This window comes from Acinetobacter sp. P1332 (genome assembly GCF_044057475.1).
Classification (GTDB): Bacteria; Pseudomonadota; Gammaproteobacteria; order Pseudomonadales; family Moraxellaceae; genus Acinetobacter; species Acinetobacter johnsonii.
Genome location: NZ_CP171157.1, coordinates 1,961,673 through 1,978,275, shown reverse-complemented (window position 1 = coordinate 1,978,275; position 16,603 = coordinate 1,961,673). Strand labels below are relative to the sequence as shown.

The window sequence follows — 16,603 nt, the reverse complement described above, 5'->3', positions numbered from 1 at the left end:
TTTGTGGGTTTAAACACAAAGCATCTCTTCTCTATGTATTTGATGAATTGGATATAAGTAATAAATGAAAAAGCATATTCGCCTAAATATGATTGTTAAAAATGAGGCGCATGTCATCTTAAGATGTTTGGCGTCAGTTAAACCTTGGATAGATTCATGGTGCATTGTAGATACCGGTTCTAGTGACGGAACACAGGACATTATTCAAGACTATTTAAAAGACATTCCTGGGCAGTTATATGAACGGCCTTGGAAAAATTTTGGGTACAACCGTACAGAGGCACTACAGCTTGCAGTCTCAGAAGATCTGCCTGCTGCGGATTATCTCTTATTCATTGATGCGGATGAACAGTTACAAGCCGCTGAAGATTTTGTTTTACCTGCACTTACGGCGAAAGCCTATTATTTTCCAGTGATTTATGGCGCTTTGCGTTATCGACGCAATGCCATGATTTCTACAGCTCTAGAATGGACTTGGAAAGGGGTCATACATGAATACCTTCACTCACAGCAATTACACCGTTGGCAAACACTTGAAGGCTTGAACATATTTGTTCAGCATGATGGTGCTCGAGCAAAAAATAAAAATACATATCTCAATGATATTGCTTTGCTAGAACAAGGACTCATAGATGAGCCAGATAATTTACGCTATGTTTTTTATTTGGCACAAAGTTACCGTGATGCTGGGATGTTTGAAAAGAGTCGAGAGTTCTATTTAAAGCGGGCAGCTGCAGAGGGTTGGGAAGAAGAACGTTGGATGGCACAGCTACGTGCAGCTCAAATGGCTGATCGTTTGGGGTTGGATGAAGGAGTTGTACATCATGAATATTTAAAGAGTTGGATAGCTAAGCAACATCGTGCAGAACCACTTTACGAGTTAGCTCGTTACTACCGATTGAAAAAAGATTTTGATCTAGCTTGTTATTTTGCAGTTCAGGCAATTGATATTCCTGTACCAACAGATGGTTTATTTGTTGATGCTAGTGTCTATGAATGGCGGGCATTAGATGAGTTGGCTGTTTCAGCAACCTACTGTAAAACATATAAAAAGCAAGGCGGAGAAGCCATGCAAAAATTGCTAACAGAAAAAAAGTACCCGAAGACACAGCAAGTGCGCATGTTGGCAAATGAGAAATTTTATAAATGAAAAAAAAGGAAATGATTCGCTCTGAATTAAAATCTGAATCCATCTTTTTAATGAACAAATGGTCTATTGCCGAAAAAAGAACGTATTTTATTTGTATGCTTAAGAGTTCTGGTTTTTGGCACTCCTCTTTATATTTAAGTTTAGTTCTATTGTTTCCCGTGACATTTGCAAGTGCCAATACAGAACAACCATCTTCTGTTAAAAGTAAAATCAATCAAATATGGCAGCCTAAACCTGACGATCAAGCCAATACGATTAAAATTGATGATTTTAATCGTTTATTCACCAATACATCGTCAGTCCAAGAGTTACCAAAAATAAGCGCCGCAGTGACGACTGACATGCCTAGTAGTAGTGTAAGGACTGTCGCTGTAACAAAAAGAAGCCAACTGGATTTTTTAGATGCGATTCGGCAGGCATTGCAACGTCGTCCCGAAATTACTCAAGGCATTGCGGAAGTTGCTCAGCAGCAAGCAAACATTGATACCGTTAAATCACAGTATTTTCCTCAAATTTCAGGAGGATTTAATACTGGCGACTTTACGACAGGAGAGCGTGGCCGACAAGTTTTTAGTATTTCTGCGACACAAATGCTTTATGACTTCGGCAAAATAAAAAGTGCTGTGACTGTCGAACAAGCAAAGTTGATGCAAGACCAAGCACAGTTATTACTTGAAATTGATGATATTTCATACCAAGTAGCCAATGCAATTGTGAACATCAAACGCTATGAAGAGCTCGTAAAAATTGCTGATCAACAAATTAGTGGTATTGGTCGTATCGCCGAAATAGCGCGGTTACGTGCACAAGCTGGTATTAGTAGTCAAGCAGATCCGATTCAAGCGCAGTCAAATTTAGAAGCAGCGCAATCGACCAAGGTGGTTCAGGAAGCCCAATTACATCAGTATCAACAAAAACTCAGAACTTTATTGGGATACGACGTTTCAAATGTAAATATAAATATGCCCAGTTTTTTAGTTGAAAAAGCAGGGCTATACGATGAAATTGATTTTAATAACGTTTCCAAAATGATGGCCGCACAAACTGCAGTTCAGATTGCGAAATTTCAGAAGCAGCAAACCAAATTAAATGTCTATCCAACGTTAAATATTAAAGGCAGCCTGAGTCAGGCGGTAAATGGTCGTAATCCAAATAATAACGAAGATGATGGTTTTTATAATTCTATCATGCTTGAAGCTTCAAGCACCTTTTTTCAAGGTGGAGCGATTAGTGCGAGAAACCGTGCTGCTAGTTATGCAGAGGAAGCAGCTAAAGCACAAGTCAGTACTGTTTATTTAGATGTATTGGATCAAACTCGTTTGATTCAGACAGAAGTGGAAAGTAAGCAAAAGCAAATGGTGGTTCTTGCTCAACGACGTGAAACCACAAAACGAACCAAAGAACTCTATCAAGAACAATATAAATTAGGCACACGAACTGTTGTTGACTTGCTCAATGCTGAACAAGCAATACATGGTGCAGCTCAGGAAATTGAAGCTGCTCGCTATGATATTTATACAGCACTGATTCGATATATTGAAATTACTGGCCGTAGTAGAGCTGTTTATCAATTAAATAATACGCCTATTCAGGGACTTGAGGTGGTGTCATGAGCAGTTCATTAAATTACCAACCATGGCTAAAAGCAGTGCTTAGTATTGCAAAGCACTATCGTATTGAAACATCAGAAGAACAACTGCGTTTGCAACTCAACTGGAATCAAAGTGATTCTATTGTAGAGACTCTGACACTCATGACCCGTCAACTGGGGATGAGTTTACGTCAAGTACCATTCAGTCAAGATTTGCTCAATCCATGGTTATTACCTGTTGTTGTCGAGTTATCGGATGGACAAGTTGCTGTAATTGAAAAAGCAGATTCAGAAGGCAATATCAGCATCCAATTTAGTGCTGACGCAGGGCTTACACAAACCTATACCATTACGAAACTACAAGAACATATTCGCTTTGTTTATATCATTCGACCTGAAAAATCGGTGAGTGATGTCCGGGTTGATGAATACATCAAGCCTTATGAAGCCAGTTGGTTTTGGGGCATTGTATTACAAGACTGGAAACGTTATATCGACATTATGTTTGCCTCTTTAATGGCGAATATCCTTGCATTAGCAACCGTCGTCTTTTCTATGAATGTCTATGACCGTGTCATTCCAGCACAGTCAATCCCAACGTTGTGGGTGCTGGCAGGTGGAGTATTAATTGCGGCAATTTTTGAGTTTTCGATACGCGTTGCACGGGTTTTTTTATCTGACATTATTGGTAAAAGAGCAGATTTAAAGATATCGGATCGGGTCTTTGGTCATGCTTTACGCATTAAAAATAAAGAACGCTCAAAATCAACAGGGACATTTATTTCTCAAATTAGAGAATTAGAAGGGGTTCGTGAACTGGTCACTTCAACCACCATTTCAGCAATTGCCGATTTACCTTTTTTCTTAATGTTCTTAGTAATCTTTTGGCTTATTGGCGGCAATCTGTTTTGGGTCATGCTTGTGGTTGTTCCTTTGATGATTTTGCCGGGTCTACTGATTCAAAAGCCTTTAGCAAAATTGGCTAAAGAAGGTATGCGTGAAGGTGCGATTCGTAATGCCATGCTCGTTGAAGTGGTACAGGGTATTGAAGACATTAAACTGCTTAGAGCTGAGTCTCGCTTTCAAAATCAATGGAACCGTATGAATGAAATTTCTGCTGATATTTCCATGCGTCAGAGAAAGTTGGTGGGTGTGTTGAATGCATGGACACAGAAGATTCAAGGGTTGACCTTTGCTGTTGTCGTGTTAGTGGGGTGTTTTGCGGTCATGAAAGGTGAAATGACAACGGGGGCATTGGTGGCATGTTCGATGCTGTCTTCTCGCATGCTTGGACCTATAGCCCAAATTGCAGGGGTACTTGGGCGCTTACAACAGGCAAAAGTTGCAAAAACAGGTCTAGATGAACTGATGAAACGTGCTGTTGATCAACCTGAGCGGGCACATTTAATTCATCGACCTGTGATCAATGGTGATTATGACTTAACAGACGTTAGTTTTAAATACAGTGATGGAGATGAAAAGCCCAACTTACACATTGCTAAATTGGTCATAAGAGCTGGCGAAAAAATTGCGATTCTTGGACGAAATGGTGCAGGTAAATCGACCTTATTACAGTTGTTATCGGGGATGCAAGAACCCACACAAGGCAAAATTAAACTCGATGGACTGGAATTAAGACTGATTGATCCCGCAGATGTAAGGCGAGATATGGGATTGCTCAATCAAAATGCACATCTCTTTTTTGGCACAGTTCGAGAGAATTTGACGCTTGGAGCACCTCTGGCCAGTGATCAAGAAATTTTAAATGTCTTAAAAATTACAGGTGCACTCGATTTTATTCAAGCTAAAAAGGAAGGGCTTGATTTTCAAATTTTAGAAGGTGGTACTGGGTTTTCAGGTGGGCAACGTCAGGCTTTGTTAATGGCGCGCTTGTTGATTTGTCAGCCGAATATTTTACTGCTCGATGAACCAACGTCATTTTTAGATGAAGTCACAGAAAAACAATTAATTGATCATTTAAAGCACTGGTTAAGACCAAAAACCATGATTATTGCGACGCATCGTCGTGCGGTTTTAGAACTTGTCGATCGGATTATTGTGGTGAACGACGGAAAGATTGTAATGGATGGACCACGAGATCAGATTCTAAATCAATCAAAACAACAAAAAACTGCTGAGGTGTTGAAGTCATGAGTCAAACGGAATCTAGTAAAAAAAGCGTTTCTGCTCTCAACTTTCAACCGCCTTTACCGAGTGTTAGCAAGTTCATTTGGGTGATTTGTATTGGATTACTTGTGCTGTTGGCTTGGGCATGGTTTTTTGAATTAGAAGAAGTCTCTACAGGCTCAGGTAAAGTCATTCCATCATCTAAAGAACAATCGATTCAATCCTTAGAAGGCGGGATTTTAACTAAACTGTATGTCAGTGAAGGGGAAATTGTAAAGCAAGGACAAGTTCTAGCACAGCTAGATCCAACGCGTTTTGCTTCAAATGTAGGTGAGTCAGAATCACTCTTAATTGCGTCAAAAGCGACTGCTGCACGACTTCGTGCGGAGGTCAACGCTACTCCCTTGGTATTTCCAGAAGATGTGCTAAAAATACCTAAGTTAGTCAGTGAAGAAACTGCATTATATCAATCTCGCCGTTCGAATTTAAATGATTCGGTATCTGGCTTAAGTCAGGCTTTGGTTTTGGTGGAACAGGAGCTTGCGATGACAGAGCCCCTTGTCGCAAAAGGGGCAGCTAGTGAAGTAGAGGTGCTTCGTTTGAAACGAGAGGCCAATGACCTTCGAAATCAGATGAACGATATTCGCAATCAATATTATGTGAAAGCACGGGAAGAATTGGCCAAAGCCAATATTGATATTGAAACTCAAGCACAGGTGATTAAAGGCAAAACGGATACCTTACAGCGCACTGTTTTTAAGTCACCTGTACGGGGCATTGTCAAAGAAATTGATGTCATGACCATTGGTGGTGTCATTCCACAAAATGGAAAGTTGATGACCATCGTTCCTTTAGATGAACAGCTTTTAATTGAGGCCCGCATTTCGCCACGCGATATTGCTTTTATTCGACCTGACCAAGAAGCTTTGGTGAAAGTGACGGCCTATGATTATTCAATTTATGGCGGTTTGCATGGAAAAGTGACGGTCATTTCACCAGATACATTACGAGACGAAGTCAAACAAGATCAGTTCTATTATCGTGCTTATATCCGTACAGATTCAGATAAACTCATCAATAAGCAGGGTAAACAATTTAACATTACACCGGGTATGGTGGCAGTCGTGGATATTAAAACGGGGCATAAGACTGTGTTGGACTATCTAATTAAACCGTTTAACAAAGCCAAAGAAGCACTGCGTGAACGCTAATATCCATCCACTTTGTTTAAAACAATACAAAGCCAACGATGAGATCACATGCGTTGGCTTTTTTATTAAGTTACTGGTTTAAAACATAAGGATTAGCGCTGAAAATTGGCTTGAAAGAGACGCTGTTTTGAATCATTTAAGCTTTGGTTTTGGTCGAAACCCAACAGAGTAGAGCGCCAAGACAGACCATCAACGCGCCTTGCCAAAAACTGAAAGTTAAATGGGTACTTAAAATGAAGGCGGAAACTACAGCGGAAAATACAGGAATAAAATACGACGCAGCAGCCAAGAGCGTGACATTGCCATGCAATATACCAATATTCCATGCGCCATAGCCCATACCCATTGCAAAGGCTGCAAGGACTAAATAAATGGTGGGTTGCAGTTCAAAACGGCTTTGTTGCACAAACATTCAAAAGCTAAACTTCTTCCAAGTTATCTAAATTTAAGTGGCAACTTGGGTGTGAGGTCGACCTAAATCTGTAAATTTATTTAATACGGCCACACGTGCATGAATCTCATTGACTTGGCTTTGAAAGTTTCTCGCACGGAGTTTATCGCCTAATAATTTGATGCAATGCATCTTGGTTTCTATCAGACTTCTGCGATGATAGCCTGACCAATTTTTCCATATTGTTCTTCCTAAACGTTTAACTGTTCGAAGTAATTCATTTCGCTCTAGCGAGCTGGTCTTTGTATCTTTCCAAGGTTTCGCATTTTTTCTTGGCGGAATCACCGCATGTGCTTGTCGGTCTGCAATTACTTGACGGCATTGCTTGGTGTCATAAGCCCCATCAGTATAGACAGAGTCAATCTGCTCATCTTGTGGAATCTGATCGAGTAAATCACCAAGCACTTGTGAATCACTCACATTATTTGTAGTGAGTTGAATAGCGCGTATTTGAAGGGTTTCAGCATCTATACCAATATGAAGTTTACGCCATTGGCGACGATATTCAGGTTGGTGTTTCTTACGCTTCCATTCACCTTCGCCTAGAAACTTTAAGCCAGTAGAATCGACGAGTAGCTGGAGACCATTACTGCTTTTTTGATAGTTAATTGCAATATCAATATGCTTTTGTCTTCTGCAGATGGTGGAATAGTCTGGTGCTGTCCAATCTAATCTACAAAGATGAATGAGACTTTGCACAAAGCCAGTGACCATGCGTAAAGAAAGACGAAATAAGGATTTGATCATTAAACAGCATTGGATGGCTGTATCTGAATAAGTTTGATTTCGACCATGTTTACCTTTGGGTTGAGCGTACCATTGAGTCTTGGGATCAAACCAAATTGAGAGATTTCCTCGATTTATTAATGCACTGTTATAAGAAGACCAATTGGTTGTACGATAGATTTTAGGTGTGGGCTTATTCATTTTAGAATTATATTGTGGAATAAGCCTTTAGAGATAGGTTTGTGCAACAAAGCCGTTGTGTGTTGTTGTTAACTGCGTGTAGTTCTACAGCTGTCATACGTCCTCCCGAATATAAAACACCGCTGATTCACACGGATGAGCAATATAAATATGCTGCGCTCAATTGGACAGAAACCGCAGGCTTAAAAGGAGCGACAGTCGCATGGTGGAAAATTTATGAAGACCCCGTTTTAGTCCAACTGCTGCAACAGTTAAATGCAGAAAACTTAAATTTGAAACAGGCCGAGGCACGTTATAGACAAGCCAATGCTTTACTTGAGCAGCAAAAAGCCAGTCGTTCTGCCAGTCTAAGCTTAGAAAGTGCTGCCAAGCGTAATGGCGCAAAGCATACCTCTCCAAATAGTCAGTTTAGTACTGGGGTTCAGGCCAGCTGGATTCCTGATGTTTGGGGACGTGTGGCGAAAGCGATAAAGGGACAACAGGCAAATTTAGAAGCGGTGCAGGCGGACTTAGCCGCAGTGAAACTGAATCAACAGTTATTGGCGACTGAGGCTTATTGGAACATTCGTGTTTTGGATGCGCAACTTGATGTATTGCAGCAAACCCAAAAAAGTTACGTGCGTTCAGTGCAAATTTTAAAAAACCAATATACAGCAGGGATGATTGCGCGGGCAGATGTTATACAGGCAGAAACGCAGTTGAAACAAGTGCAAATACAGCAGATTGAAATGCAGCGTGAACGTAATTTACAGGAAAATGTGCTGGCGGTCTTACAGGGTAAAAGTGTGGTTCAGTTTCAACTGGTGAAACGTCAGCAAGGTTTGAGTATTCCTACTGTACCTGCACAGTTACCAAGTCGCTTACTCATGCAACGTCCTGATGTGATTCGTGCAGAGCGGGAGCTTGCGAGTACACATGCACAGTTGGGTTTAGCACAAACGGCATGGTTGCCAGATATTAATATTGGTCTTAATGCGAGTTTAAATAGTCAAGTGTTGGGTCAGTTGTTCCAAGCCCCTGCATATTTATGGTCTACGGGACTAGAAGCGGCTTCGGTTATTTTTGATGGTGGAAAACGGCAAACTGAAATTGCCCAAGCGCAGGCAAGTTATGATGAAAAATTAGCAGCCTATAAGCAAGCTGTACTTACGGGCTGGAAGGAAGTTGATGATGCTTTAATGCAAACTTCAAGTTTGAAACAACAACAACTGGAGCAAGCTCAGTTACTGCAACTAACTAAAGAAAATGAACAAGTAGTGATGCGACGTTATAACGCAGGTTTAGTCAGTTATTTGGAAGTGGTCACGGCGCAGAATTTAAGGCTGCAAGCTGAACAGAGCACATTAGAGTTACAACAAATGCAATTAAAAAATACAGCGCAATTAATGACTGCTTTGGGTGGGAATATTTCCTAAACACTTGCTTTCTTTTCAATCGGTGATTGACCAAACCATTAAGCCTTACATCTTGGTTTTCAGATGCAAGGCTTATACTATGTATTTGAAAGTAATAATAAAATAGATAGTATGTACTATTGAACACGAACTTTTATGACACACCGTTTATAAAAACAGTGCGCCTGACACTGCCCCGAAGAGCATGACCCACAGTGGATGAATTTTTTTCACTAAGCTTAACCCTGTCGCAACGATAACGATCGCGATAAGTAACCAGTTCTGAGCAGATGCTGCGGCAATAATATATGCACTGACCAAAACCAAGCCGACGGTAATCGGTTTCAGTGCTTTTTCAAACATGCTGCGTAGTGGATGATCCTTAAACTGGTTCCAAAACTTGAGTGCAAATACAGTCAGTATAGAAGAGGGCCCAAACTTTGCCAATGAAGTCACGAACAGTCCAGCAGGTCCAGCCACATGCCAACCGACCAGTGGCACAATCATCATATTGGGGCCCGGAGCCGCTTGAGCCATGGCAAACATGGTGCTGAACTCTGTGGCAGTAAGCCAACGATGCACTTCAACCACTTGATGCTGCATTTCTGGCAAAATGGCATTGCCACCACCAAAGGCCAGTATAGAAAGCTGGGTAAAAACGATAGCTAAGGTGAGTAAAATCATGCGTTTTTTCCTCTTTTTTTCAAGCTTAAGACTGCGACATTGATGCTCACTAAGATCAGTAACGTTAATGCCAAGGGAATCTTAATGATCAGCATAAAGACAATGGTCAGCGCAATGGTAAAGATCGTGAGGTAACTTTTCAGAATGGGTTTCAGCATTTTTAGCCCCATCGCAAATAGTAAACCTGCTGCTGCCGCTGCCAGTCCCTGTATCATGTGCTGAATCACGGGGATACTTTGAAATTGGCTATAGAGCTGATACAGTAAAATCACAATCACCGTCGGTGCAAAAATTAACCCGAGAACGGCACTAATCGCACCTTTAACCCCCTGAAACTCATAACCAATGGCAACGGCCATATTAATGATGTTTCCTCCAGGGAGGATTTGACAGACACCCAATAAGTGCGTGAACTCTTCCGTGTTGAGCCATTTTTGGTCTTCTACAACCATTTGATGTGCAAGTGGCAATACGCCACCAAAGCCCATGAGTCCCAGCTTCATAAAGCCTGCAAATAATTCCCGTGAAGTTGGATGGGTTATTTGTTCAGCAGGGAGCACTTCAGTGTTCATGTCTTTCGCCTTTTGTGGAATGTGCCCAGTATGAACCTGTAGAGATATGTTGAAAAATGCTATTTTTGACGTTATATATACTGAAAAAGTATGTTTAATAGGGCAGACATGATCGATATCCATAAACTCAGAGCATTTGTTGCAGTGGTAGAAGAAAGTAATATTTCGCATGCAGCTGTTCGTTTGAATATGCAACAACCACCGTTGACACGGATTATCAAAAGCTTGGAAGAAGAGTTGAATACACAACTGCTAAAGCGTTTGCCGCGTGGTGTTGAGGTAACGGAGGCGGGCAAGGTATTGTACAAAGAAGCCCTTGCGATATTGGCGCATGCACAGTTAATTCCTAAACGTGTGCAGGATATTTCTTTGGGGGTCGAAGGTCAGATTAATATTGGCTTTACCAACTCGGTTGGCTTACATCCTTTTTTACCGGCCTTGCTGCGTAACTTTCGGGAAACTTTTCCACGTGTTTCAATTCATCTGGAAGAAGATGGCAGTAGCTCGCTGATAGACTCCATTAGTAATGAAAAAAATGACATTGTGTTCTTACGCAAACCTGCACCGATTGGCCTTGGTTTAACCAGTCTACATGTATTAGATGAACCGCTCATTGTGGCTTTACCCAACAATCATCCTTTGGCTGAACAAGCCGAACCGATTCACTTGCTGGATCTTGAACCGCATGATTTTGTGTTATACCGACGTTTAGCTGGACAAGATTTATTCGATAATATTTTGGCCAGTTGTTACCAAGCTGGATTTAGTCCCAAAATTGTACAAGAAGCGCCACGTTTAACCTCAAGCTTAAACTTGATTGCTGCAGGGATTGGTTTATCCATCGTGCCTGAGGCCATTCGTGACTTTTGGAATAAGCAGATTGTTTATAAAACGCTTAAGGCCAATAACCCATGTATTGCGCCGATTTATGCAGTGTATAAAGAAAATATAGACAATGTCCGTTTGCAACACATCTTAAAGTTATTGCAATAATTCGTTGAATATTGAGCACTTTATTCTGCCTGACAAGAGCTGGCTTAAAGTGCTAAGGTAGAGTGATGATGTGTTGTATTTAAAGTTTTATAACTATAACGAATGCTCGTACGGAGCAAAATATAATATTTAGCAATATGGGGTGTTTAACCCATGCTTTTTAATAAGGTTTCTTTTGCACTCACGGCTCTACTTTCTTCCACTGTGGTAATGATGAGTGGTTGTGCAACCAGTCTGTCTAGCACCGCTTCAAACACACAACAACAGGCGCAAAATGCCTTATTGGTCTATGGTGGCCACATTTTAACCATGCAAGGCATGCAGCCCAGCTATGTCGATGCCATGATAATTCAAGATGGAAAGATCCGTTATACAGGCCCATTGTCTGAGGCTGAAAAGCTTGCGCCACAGGCGAAACGCTTAAACTTGAATAACAAGACCGTCATCCCTGGCATCATCGATGCACATAGTCATTTAAACTCTGTCGGTATGCAGCAAACTGTGGCAAATTTATATCCGCCGCCAGATGGCAAGGTGGTGAGTATTGCCACACTTATCCAAGAAATGAAGGCGTGGGCGAAGCAAAAGCCAACCTTTGTCCAAGCGACTTCTGGCTGGATTATTGGCAATGGTTATGATGATGCCCAGCTACAAGAGAAAGCTCATCCAACAGCCACAGATTTAGATCAGATTTCAACGACTCAACCTGTACTGATTTTGCATCAGTCTGGACATTTGGCCTCTGTGAATCACAAAGTGCTAGAGTTGTTAGGCATTAATGAAAAAAGTAGTAACCCCAGTGGTGGTGTGATTCGACGAGTAGTCGGGACAAATATTCCAAATGGTGTACTGGAAGAAAGTGTTGTGATTGAAGCCATGCTACAGGCGTTTAAAACGGTCCCACCTGAAATGATGCAGCAGATGGCGTTGACTGCGGTACAGACTTATATGAAAAATGGTTACACCACGGTACAAGAAGGACGAGCTGATCGTGGTACTTCAGAACTTTGGCGCAGTTTGGCTAATCAAAACAAATTAGCGATTGATGTCGTCTCTTATCCTGATATCAGTTCAGAACAGGCATATATGCTTGAAAAAGGAGTAAGCAAAAACTATGTCAATCACTTTAGAATTGGTGGCGTGAAAATTAGCTTAGATGGTTCACCCCAAGGTAAAACAGCATGGTTAACTGAACCCTATGTGGTTCCGCCTGAAGGGAAAGATAAGAACTATCGTGGCTATCCTGCATTTCCAGAGCAAAAAACAGTCCAGCACATGATTGATTTGGCTTTCAGGCAGCATTGGCCCATTTTGGCACATGCCAATGGTGATGCTGCGATTGATCAATACCTCAATGTGATTGCCAATGCGCAAAAGAAATATGATGCCTCACAGCGACGAGATGTCATTATTCATGCGCAAACTATGCGAGAGGATCAACTGGATCGAGCAAAGCAGCTTCATTTGATTCCATCCTTCTTTTCTTTGCATACCTACTACTGGGGGGATTGGCATGTGGCACAAACCTTAGGTGAAAAGCGTGCTGAACACATCTCACCAACAGGTTCAGCCTTAAGAAAAGGCATGATTTTCACCGAGCATCACGATGCTCCTGTTATCCCACCGAAAAGCATGATGGTGTTGGATGCAACGGTTAATCGCACCACGCGAACAGGCAAAGTTTTGGGTGAGGCACAAAAAGTCAGCCCGTATATCGCACTTAAAACGATGACGGACTGGGCTGCATATCAGTATTTTGAAGAAGATATTAAAGGCACTTTAAGTACAGGGAAATACGGTGACTTTGTTATTTTAAGTGACAATCCAATCACAATTGATCCGTCTAAAATCAAAGATATCAAAGTCCTTGCAACTTATAAGCAAGGACAGTTGGTTTATCAAAGATAAAGTTGTTTAGCGGCTTGTAAACCTGCGACTGAAAAGGTCATGAGATGTTTGACTAAAAGTGCAGGTTCAAGCTTGGAGACATTTTTAAGAGGGCTTGGACCATTTGCATCTGCCAAAATCAGCATCATACAAGGCGCGACGGTGCTGAGTACACAAGGCAAAAGTGCAGGATGATTTTCATCGATACCTGAAACTTGGCTAATAATTTTTTTAACCAAAAGAAACTTTCGCGCACCATCATTTTGCATAAACGTGTATAGGTGGGTAGTCGGTGAAAAAAGTTCGCGAACAAACACTTTGCTGTGCCAGACATCGGTTTCAACCAGTTTACCGATCAGGCTTTCAAAAAAAGCTTCCAGTTTTTCAGTGGGCGTTTTAGAGCTGTTAAGCAAGGTCAAGAGTTCTTGTTCATCAATATAATGTGTATGTGCTTCGGCAAGTACGGCACGATATAAGCCATCACGACCATCGAAGTGATAGTTAATGGCAGCTAAATCGACTTCGGCCAGCTTGGCAATAGCTTTACTCGTGGTTTTTGCAAAACCATCCTGAGCAATTAGGCGGCCAGCAGCATCCAAAATTTTCGATTTGGTTAAATCACCATCGCTACGTCCAGCTCTAGACATTATTTACTCTGCATCAAAATTTAGACTTGAAGTATATCTTTCTTAACTGAATTGTTATAGTTTAAATTAAATTTAAACTTGTATTAAAACTAAGCGAAGGTTTGGTGTGCATGAACAAAAGTAAGTTCATACTGCTGGTTGGGGTGTTGCTCATTGCTGTAGCGGCTGCATTGTTGTGGTTCAGTCGAGACAAAGCCGATCCCGATCATCTGGTGCTATATGGCAATGTTGATATTCGACAAGTCTCGCTTGCATTTGAAACGGCTGGGCGTATTCAAAGCTTGGCTGTTCAAGAAGGTGATCGCGTTCAAAAAGGTCAGGTTCTTGCAGAACTGAATACTGACTCGCTGACTATACAAGCACAGCAAGCCCAAGCGCAGTTACAAGTTCAACAGCAAACCTTAAATGAACAAGCTGCGGGCAATCGACCTGAAGAGATTACCCAAGCGAAAGCGAAAGTACAGTCTGCCCAAGCCCAATTTGAAAATGCCGATAAACAATACCAACGTTTAAATGTCTTGAATCGGAGTACTGCGGGTCAAGCGGTGAGTAAGCAAGAGGTTGATGCTGCAAAAAGCAATATGAAAATGGCGGAAGCGGCCGTAGGTGAAACAAAAGCCAACCTAGAGCTACTTTTGAAAGGTGCACGCGCAGAAGATCGTGAAGCGGCTAAAGCACAATATGAATCGACCAAAGCCAATCTTGATTTGATTGATTATCAAATTACACAAAGTCAGCTGCAAGCACCTGTGAATGGCGTAATTCGTGCACGTTTACAAGAAGTTGGTGACATGACGACTTCAAACAAGTCCGTCTATACCATTGCCCTGATCCATCCTAAATGGGTGCGTGTTTATGCCAATGAAATGGATCTTGGGCATATCAACATGGGCGCAGCAGCACAAGTTATTCGTGACTCACAACCGAATCAGCCCATCACAGGAAAAATTGGTTATATCTCATCTGTCGCGGAATTTACCCCGAAAACGGTACAGACCGAAGATATTCGCACGACTTTGGTTTATGAAGTCCGTATTTATGTCGATGACCCGAATGACCAACTGAAGATGGGACAACCTGTGACGGTGAACATAGCCAAATCATCTCGCCCAATGGCCACGAACAATCCTTAAGGCAGGGGAATATGTCGATGTCAGTAGAGAGCATTGTGATTGCCACGGATTTAAACAAAACCTTTAAAGCAGAACAAAAAGGTTTGGATGATGTGCAGGCTTTGCAAGGCATAAATATGCAGATCAAAACAGGACAATTGACGGCTTTGGTTGGGCCTGATGGTGCAGGTAAAACTACATTTTTAAGATTGATCGCAGGTTTATATGAGCCAACTACTGGAAGCTTAAAAGTCTTAGGAATGGATGTCGCCAAAGACCCGCAATTTGTGCAAGATCGTATCAGCTACATGCCGCAAAAGTTTGGTTTGTATGAAGACCTCAGTATTCAAGAAAATTTAGACTTGTATGCGGATTTGCATGGCGTGCCAATGGACGTTCGCAAGGAGCGTTTTGCACGTTTGCTCAAGATTACCGACTTGGCGCGCTTTACTGAACGTCCCGCAGGAAAACTCTCTGGGGGTATGAAGCAGAAGTTAGGTTTGGTCTGCACTTTAGTCCGTTCACCTGAACTATTGCTGTTGGATGAGCCAAGTGTCGGTGTCGATCCACTCTCACGCCGTGATTTGTGGATCATCATTGAACAATTGGTGAGGGAGGAGAGCCTGAGTGTCATTCTCAGTACGGCGTATATGGATGAAGCTGAGCGCTGTCATCAGGTTTATGTCATGTTGGATGGGCAAGTCTTAAAGCAAGGTACACCCGACGAGCTGACGGCTCAGGCACAGGGACAAACATGGCAAGTAAAACCCAGACCTGACATGAAGGCGCGGGTGTTACAAGCACATTTACTTGATAATCAATATTATATTGCCGATACAGTGCCCAAAGGAGATGTAGTGCGTTTTATTACGCGAACTGAAAGCTCAACACTTCCTACAGATCTGTTACCCAAAGGCCTTGTTGCGGAACAGAGGCCAGCAGAATTAGAAGATGCATTTATGTTGCTTTTACATGTGGCGAAGCATACTCAAAAAATGGTATTGGCACAGGAAAATTTAGCTTTAGACCCTTCAATAACTTTGATAGAAAACTCTGATCCACCACAAGTGAAAACAGAGCAGAGTGTAAAACAGCAGCTTGAAAAACCTGTGATTGTGGTGAAGGATTTGGTACGCACCTTTGGTGATTTTACCGCCGTGGCCAGTACCTCGTTTGATGTGTATCGAGGCGAAATTTTTGGTTTACTTGGCCCTAATGGTGCAGGTAAGACCACGACGTTTCGTATGCTCTGTGGCTTACTGCCCGCCAGCAGTGGTGTGTTGGAAGTGGCAGGCATGAATTTACGTACAGCTCGTGCGCAGGCAAGGGCAAAAATTGGTTATGTATCGCAGAAGTTTGCCCTGTATGGCAATTTGAGCGTGTTGGATAATTTAAAATTCTTTGGTGGCGCTTATGGCTTATCGGGCAAACAGTTAAAGCAGCAAATTGATAAAGCGTTGCTCCAATTTGAACTTAAGCCATACGCAAAAAGCGGTGATCTACCAAATGGTTTTAAACTGCGTTTGTCGATGGCAGCAGCACTGTTACATCAGCCTGAAATTGTATTTTTAGATGAACCGACCAGTGGTATTGATCCGTTAGCAAGGCGCTCTTTTTGGTACACCATTGGAGAGCTAGCGAACCAAGGCATGACCATTATTGTGACCACACACTTTATGGAAGAAGCTGAATATTGTGATCGGATTGCGATTCAAGATGCAGGGAAATTGTTGGCGATTGGCACACCTCAACAGATTCGTGGGATGGCACAATTAGAGGGTGTAAACGATATGAATAGCGCTTTTATTGCCATCGTTGAACAGTCCCGTGCGGACATGCAGGCTCACTGAGGAGCGT

The 16,603-nt window shown here is 42.0% G+C and carries 13 protein-coding genes and 1 pseudogene; 9 read left to right on the top strand and 5 right to left on the bottom strand.

Annotation, left to right across the window (positions count from 1 at the left end; translation table 11 throughout):
• Nucleotides 1-64 precede the first annotated feature (64 nt).
• From ACFN7Z_RS09665 to ACFN7Z_RS09650, 4 genes are read left to right on the top strand one after another with little or no spacing between them, the layout of a single operon-like run.
• Nucleotides 65-1,150, top strand: coding sequence for a glycosyltransferase (locus ACFN7Z_RS09665; protein ID WP_004980250.1), 1,086 nt, complete (start codon nt 65-67; stop codon nt 1,148-1,150).
• Nucleotides 1,147-2,763, top strand: a complete 1,617-nt coding sequence (locus ACFN7Z_RS09660; protein ID WP_010326534.1) for a TolC family protein — start codon at nt 1,147-1,149, stop codon at nt 2,761-2,763. The genes ACFN7Z_RS09665 and ACFN7Z_RS09660 overlap by 4 nt, the downstream gene beginning before the upstream one ends.
• Nucleotides 2,760-4,895, top strand: coding sequence for a type I secretion system permease/ATPase (locus ACFN7Z_RS09655; protein ID WP_010326535.1), 2,136 nt, complete (start codon nt 2,760-2,762; stop codon nt 4,893-4,895). Before ACFN7Z_RS09660 ends, ACFN7Z_RS09655 begins: the two co-directional genes overlap by 4 nt.
• Nucleotides 4,892-6,079 (top strand): HlyD family efflux transporter periplasmic adaptor subunit, encoded by a 1,188-nt coding sequence (locus tag ACFN7Z_RS09650; protein WP_010326536.1) that lies wholly within the window; start codon nt 4,892-4,894, stop codon nt 6,077-6,079. Before ACFN7Z_RS09655 ends, ACFN7Z_RS09650 begins: the two co-directional genes overlap by 4 nt.
• A 136-nt stretch (nt 6,080-6,215) precedes the next feature.
• Here ACFN7Z_RS09650 and ACFN7Z_RS09645 read toward each other — a convergent pair.
• A pseudogene (locus ACFN7Z_RS09645) lies at nt 6,216-6,449 on the bottom strand (EamA family transporter); the annotation flags it as partial.
• Nucleotides 6,450-6,524: 75 nt separating this feature from the next.
• Nucleotides 6,525-7,457, bottom strand: coding sequence for an IS5-like element ISAha1 family transposase (locus ACFN7Z_RS09640; protein WP_004637176.1), 933 nt, complete (start codon nt 7,455-7,457; stop codon nt 6,525-6,527).
• 41 nt (nt 7,458-7,498) lie between these two features.
• On the opposite strand from ACFN7Z_RS09640, the gene ACFN7Z_RS09635 reads away from it, so the two are divergent.
• Complete coding sequence (locus ACFN7Z_RS09635; RefSeq protein ID WP_010326538.1) at nt 7,499-8,872, top strand: efflux transporter outer membrane subunit; 1,374 nt, start codon at nt 7,499-7,501, stop codon at nt 8,870-8,872.
• Nucleotides 8,873-9,019: 147 nt separating this feature from the next.
• Here the strand turns inward: ACFN7Z_RS09635 and ACFN7Z_RS09630 are convergent, their stop codons facing one another.
• On the bottom strand, nt 9,020-9,535 hold the full coding sequence (locus ACFN7Z_RS09630; RefSeq protein WP_010326539.1) for a chromate transporter: 516 nt from the start codon (nt 9,533-9,535) through the stop codon (nt 9,020-9,022).
• Nucleotides 9,532-10,107, bottom strand: a complete 576-nt coding sequence (locus ACFN7Z_RS09625) for a chromate transporter (RefSeq protein WP_004693553.1) — start codon at nt 10,105-10,107, stop codon at nt 9,532-9,534. Before ACFN7Z_RS09625 ends, ACFN7Z_RS09630 begins: the two co-directional genes overlap by 4 nt.
• A 108-nt stretch (nt 10,108-10,215) precedes the next feature.
• Here ACFN7Z_RS09625 and ACFN7Z_RS09620 point away from each other — a divergent pair, with 108 nt between their 5' ends.
• Nucleotides 10,216-11,100, top strand: a complete 885-nt coding sequence (locus ACFN7Z_RS09620) for a LysR family transcriptional regulator (protein WP_010326540.1) — start codon at nt 10,216-10,218, stop codon at nt 11,098-11,100.
• Between the two features lie 153 nt (nt 11,101-11,253).
• The gene (locus ACFN7Z_RS09615; RefSeq protein ID WP_010326541.1) at nt 11,254-13,008 is read left to right on the top strand and encodes an amidohydrolase; all 1,755 of its coding nucleotides are present in this window, start codon (nt 11,254-11,256) and stop codon (nt 13,006-13,008) included.
• Here the strand turns inward: ACFN7Z_RS09615 and ACFN7Z_RS09610 are convergent.
• On the bottom strand, nt 12,999-13,634 hold the full coding sequence (locus ACFN7Z_RS09610; protein ID WP_004693547.1) for a CerR family C-terminal domain-containing protein: 636 nt from the start codon (nt 13,632-13,634) through the stop codon (nt 12,999-13,001). The genes ACFN7Z_RS09615 and ACFN7Z_RS09610 overlap by 10 nt on opposite strands.
• 110 nt (nt 13,635-13,744) lie before the next feature.
• Here ACFN7Z_RS09610 and ACFN7Z_RS09605 point away from each other — a divergent pair, with 110 nt between their 5' ends.
• Both ACFN7Z_RS09605 and ACFN7Z_RS09600 read left to right on the top strand, forming a co-directional pair.
• Nucleotides 13,745-14,767, top strand: a complete 1,023-nt coding sequence (locus ACFN7Z_RS09605) for an HlyD family efflux transporter periplasmic adaptor subunit (protein ID WP_010326542.1) — start codon at nt 13,745-13,747, stop codon at nt 14,765-14,767.
• A gap of 11 nt (nt 14,768-14,778) precedes the next feature.
• Nucleotides 14,779-16,596 (top strand): ATP-binding cassette domain-containing protein, encoded by a 1,818-nt coding sequence (locus tag ACFN7Z_RS09600; protein WP_159151851.1) that lies wholly within the window; start codon nt 14,779-14,781, stop codon nt 16,594-16,596.
• The last annotated feature ends 7 nt before the right edge of the window (nt 16,597-16,603 follow it).

Excerpts from the sequence above, each read along its gene's own strand:
- ACFN7Z_RS09610 (WP_004693547.1), bottom strand. The coding sequence starts at position 13,634 with ATGTCTAGAGCTGGACGTAGCGATGGTGATTTAACCAAATCGAAAATT.
- ACFN7Z_RS09605 (WP_010326542.1), top strand. The coding sequence starts at position 13,745 with ATGAACAAAAGTAAGTTCATACTGCTGGTTGGGGTGTTGCTCATTGCT.
- ACFN7Z_RS09625 (WP_004693553.1), bottom strand. The coding sequence starts at position 10,107 with ATGAACACTGAAGTGCTCCCTGCTGAACAAATAACCCATCCAACTTCA.
- ACFN7Z_RS09600 (WP_159151851.1), top strand. The coding sequence starts at position 14,779 with ATGTCGATGTCAGTAGAGAGCATTGTGATTGCCACGGATTTAAACAAA.
- ACFN7Z_RS09655 (WP_010326535.1), top strand. The coding sequence starts at position 2,760 with ATGAGCAGTTCATTAAATTACCAACCATGGCTAAAAGCAGTGCTTAGT.
- ACFN7Z_RS09630 (WP_010326539.1), bottom strand. The coding sequence starts at position 9,535 with ATGATTTTACTCACCTTAGCTATCGTTTTTACCCAGCTTTCTATACTG.
- ACFN7Z_RS09620 (WP_010326540.1), top strand. The coding sequence starts at position 10,216 with ATGATCGATATCCATAAACTCAGAGCATTTGTTGCAGTGGTAGAAGAA.
- ACFN7Z_RS09650 (WP_010326536.1), top strand. The coding sequence starts at position 4,892 with ATGAGTCAAACGGAATCTAGTAAAAAAAGCGTTTCTGCTCTCAACTTT.
- ACFN7Z_RS09615 (WP_010326541.1), top strand. The coding sequence starts at position 11,254 with ATGCTTTTTAATAAGGTTTCTTTTGCACTCACGGCTCTACTTTCTTCC.
- ACFN7Z_RS09665 (WP_004980250.1), top strand. The coding sequence starts at position 65 with ATGAAAAAGCATATTCGCCTAAATATGATTGTTAAAAATGAGGCGCAT.
- ACFN7Z_RS09640 (WP_004637176.1), bottom strand. The coding sequence starts at position 7,457 with ATGAATAAGCCCACACCTAAAATCTATCGTACAACCAATTGGTCTTCT.
- ACFN7Z_RS09660 (WP_010326534.1), top strand. The coding sequence starts at position 1,147 with ATGAAAAAAAAGGAAATGATTCGCTCTGAATTAAAATCTGAATCCATC.